The organism is Delftia acidovorans NBRC 14950, from assembly GCF_001598795.1.
In the GTDB taxonomy this organism is placed as follows: domain Bacteria; phylum Pseudomonadota; class Gammaproteobacteria; order Burkholderiales; family Burkholderiaceae_C; genus Comamonas; species Comamonas acidovorans.
In genome coordinates this window covers 1-3,054 of sequence record NZ_BCZP01000048.1, presented here as the reverse complement: position 1 = coordinate 3,054, position 3,054 = coordinate 1, and the positions used below count along the sequence as shown (strand labels likewise).

Genomic DNA, 3,054 nt, shown 5'->3' with positions numbered 1-3,054 from the left:
GGCGGAATGGCTTCTGGCCCGCCTTCGGGTTCTTCCAGTGCGTCTGCGCTGGCCACACGATGGGCAGGCCGTCGCGGCGGGCAATCAGGTACAGCCGTGTGCGGGTGCTGCGGGAGCCCAGGGTGGCGTTGCAGATCACCCGCCATTCCACCTTGTAGCCCAGGTCACGCAGCGCCTGGATGAAGTGGCGCCAGTTGCGGCCCTTGTGCTTGGGGTCCGGCACCAGGAACTGATTGCCACGTTTCACCACCTCGCCGGGGTCCGCAACGCGGAACTTGGATTTTCCCGTGGCCGGGTCGATCAAGCGCTCCAACGTGATGATGCGGCCCGTTTCGGGATCGCGTTTGGCGATCAGCGGGGACCACTGCATCATCTGCTCGACGTTCTCCAGCGTGATGACATCGGGCTGGGTCTTGCCGGCCCAGCGGATGACGATCCATGCGAGCGACCGGATTTCCCCGTTGCGGGGCTGGCCGCCCAGGGCCTGGCTGTGATGCGTGCAGTCGGGCGATGCGTGGAGGAGGCCCACCACCTCGCCGCGTGTCACGGCCAGTGGATCCACTTCGCGGATGTCGGAACGGTAGTGCCTGGTCTGCGGGTGGTTGACCTCGTGCATGCCGATGGCATCGGCGTCGTGGTTGATGGCGACATCGACTGGCCGGCCTATGGCCTGCTCGATGCCTGTCGATGCGCCACCGCCGCCGGCAAAAAGGTCGATCACCAGCTTGGCCGCGAGGGGCAGGAGAAATTGAGGGGTGAGCATGCGGCTCCTCGGAATTTGGGCCAAAAAAAAGCCGCTCGCGGCATGGCCGGGCGGCTTCGGGGGATGGTCACTCGCACAGGCCGTAGGCCGATGCGCATGCAGTGGGCTCGTCCAGGCCGGCCAGCAGGTCGTACTGCCTGCCGCCGCGCGTGGTCTTGGCCCACTCAATGCGGGACCAGACATTGAGGTCTGCGAATACCTGGCGCCGGTCCTGCCCTGTGTGGGCGTCGGTCATGAAGGTTGAGCCGCCGCGCTTCGAGCACGCGCTGACGATGCGCTCCCATTCGGCGATGCGCTCGATGTGCTCGGGCCAGCGCACGGCGATCTGGCGCAGCGGGCCGGGGTTTGCTGCTCCCACCAGATTGACCGCGCGCGGCGGCTGGCGCTGAGAGCTGCTTGGCGGTCGCGCTCCGCGCGCTGTGCGGCAATGTCGTGTGTCTTGCTGGTCATGTGGTGATCTGCTGCTTGATTGCTGTTTCGATTGCAACGCGCGCGGTCTCGAAGATTCCGGGCTGTGTTGCGCCGCTGGGCCATTCGAGCCAATAGCCGCGCTGTCCAGGCTCTGGCGTGGCCAGGTCCGAGCGGCTGCCTTGGCACACGCGTGCACCCTCGGCGATGAGGAAATCGAGGTGCTTTGAATCTGCGCGGGCTTGGCTGGCGCTGGTCTTGCCGCCGCCGATGGTCTTTGGGGTCACGCGGCTGGCGCCTTGGGCCTTTGCTTCTGCCACCTGGACGGCCAGGGTCTCGGCCGCCTTGTCGCCGCCCAGGCTGCGCGCTGTCTTCGCGGCCAGGCTGGCCGACACATCGCCAGAGGTGACCATCTCGCGGACGGCGTTGGGCGCATCGCCGAGCGCGAGCAACTGCTGGACGTGCTCTGTGGACTTGCCTACCTTTTTGGCGATGTGGGCTGGGGGCCATCCGAAGGCCCGCAGGCGCTTGTAGCCCTCGGCCATTTCCAGTGGTGTGAGCGGCTTGTTTGCGGCGCTGGTGATGATCCGGGCGGTGCGGTCGGCATCGTTGCCCTCAAAGAGCACCATCGGAATCCACACCTTGCCGTCGCGTGGATCCTCCAGCGGCGCGCCGCGCTCCATTGCCAGGCCGATGGCTGCGTGGCGGCGGTGGCCGTCCACGATGTACATGCCGCCCGCATCACGCACGCGGAGCTCCAGGGGTGGATAGGTGCCTCCGTCGATGATGTGCTGCGCCAGGGCTTCGATGGACTCTTCGAGTTCGGAGCCGCCCAGGCGCAGGTTGAAGCCTGGCTCGATGTGGATCTCTTCGTAGAGGACTCGCACCGCGTCGGCGCGCTTTGCGACCTTCGCGGCAAGCATCTGGCGGATGGAGTTTGTCATGATGGATTGCGGTAGATGTGTTGCTGGACGGCCAGCGGGATGACTGCGCACATGTCGGTCATGAGGTCGCACATGCGGTCGGAGTCGAGGCGGGACGTGGGCCGGCTGTATTCGAGGGCGTCGCGCAGCTTGGCTGGACCCATGCGAGCGAGCGCGCCGAGTGGATCGGCGTCGGGCAGGGCGGCGCACCAGGTGCGGGACATGGAGTGCACGATCAGCGTGGGCGAACCGCCGAAGCGCTCGGCCCCGGGCTCCACGACCAGGTAGATGTCGTCCATGGCTGCCACGTCCGTGACGCGCAGGGACAGCAGGGGAGGGGTGTTGGTGGCTTTCATGGATCACTTCTCGGGAATACAGGCCACGGTCTGGGCGTCCAGCCATTGCGCGTGCATCCCAGGGCACAGCCAGGCCGAAGCCGCCGCGCGCTTGAGGTCCGCCGCGCTGGCGCTGGGCTCCTGGGCCGCATCTGCGGCACTGCATGCGCTGCACGACAGGACGATCAGGGCCAGCAGCACAGCGGCGAGCCAGCGGCCCGGGATGCGCTCCGGCTCGGCAAGCGGCCCCGGAGACTCGCGCAGGTAGCGCGCGTCGGGGTCATCGCAGAAGGGCTCAGAAGGAGTAACGCGAATCATCGACAGCTCCTTTCGTGACCTCGGCCAGTTCCAGGGCGAGCCATCCGCCGCGCTCGGCCAGGTCCTTGCACTGCATCGCTGCGGTCATGACCTCGTATGGCTTGGAGCGCACCGGCTTTTTCTTCGCCTTTGCGAGCCAGGCGCCCTGGTCGAAATCCGCAATCGGTTTGCCGCGCTTTTCCGCGTCGCGCGCCTTCTTGATGTGCTCCTCGCGGGCCTTTTCCAGGCTGCCAGGCGGGATGCCCATGACACGCCACCCTTTGTGGAACGCATCGGGCTGGGCGCGCGCTTTCTTCTTGACTTCGAT

Annotated in this window: 5 protein-coding genes and 1 pseudogene; all 6 read right to left on the bottom strand. The window is 66.7% G+C overall.

The window, feature by feature from the left end; translation table 11 throughout:
* A partial coding sequence (locus DA1_RS28690; RefSeq protein WP_162269892.1) for a DNA cytosine methyltransferase occupies positions 1-763 on the bottom strand: 763 nt, incomplete at its 3' end.
* Between the two features lie 67 nt (positions 764-830).
* Positions 831-1,097 (bottom strand): annotated as a pseudogene (locus DA1_RS28685) (phosphoadenosine phosphosulfate reductase domain-containing protein); the annotation flags it as partial.
* A 112-nt stretch (positions 1,098-1,209) separates the two neighbouring features.
* Positions 1,210-2,115 carry a ParB/RepB/Spo0J family partition protein gene (locus tag DA1_RS28680; RefSeq protein WP_051940649.1) on the bottom strand — a complete coding sequence of 302 codons (906 nt, stop codon included), beginning with the start codon at positions 2,113-2,115 and terminating at the stop codon, positions 1,210-1,212.
* Complete coding sequence (locus DA1_RS30945; protein WP_034392506.1) at positions 2,112-2,450, bottom strand: hypothetical protein; 339 nt, start codon at positions 2,448-2,450, stop codon at positions 2,112-2,114. Before DA1_RS30945 ends, DA1_RS28680 begins: the two co-directional genes overlap by 4 nt.
* A gap of 3 nt (positions 2,451-2,453) precedes the next feature.
* Complete coding sequence (locus DA1_RS28670) at positions 2,454-2,747, bottom strand: hypothetical protein (RefSeq protein WP_155294213.1); 294 nt, start codon at positions 2,745-2,747, stop codon at positions 2,454-2,456.
* Positions 2,725-3,054, bottom strand: a 330-nt coding sequence (locus tag DA1_RS30940) for a hypothetical protein (protein WP_034398405.1), incomplete at its 5' end; no start/stop codon positions are given. The genes DA1_RS28670 and DA1_RS30940, both read right to left, overlap by 23 nt.

What these genes read in the sequence shown, in the direction of transcription:
- DA1_RS30945 (WP_034392506.1), bottom strand. Translation starts at nt 2,450, where the DNA reads ATGAAAGCCACCAACACCCCTCCCCTGCTGTCCCTGCGCGTCACGGAC.
- DA1_RS28680 (WP_051940649.1), bottom strand. Translation starts at nt 2,115, where the DNA reads ATGACAAACTCCATCCGCCAGATGCTTGCCGCGAAGGTCGCAAAGCGC.
- DA1_RS28670 (WP_155294213.1), bottom strand. Translation starts at nt 2,747, where the DNA reads ATGATTCGCGTTACTCCTTCTGAGCCCTTCTGCGATGACCCCGACGCG.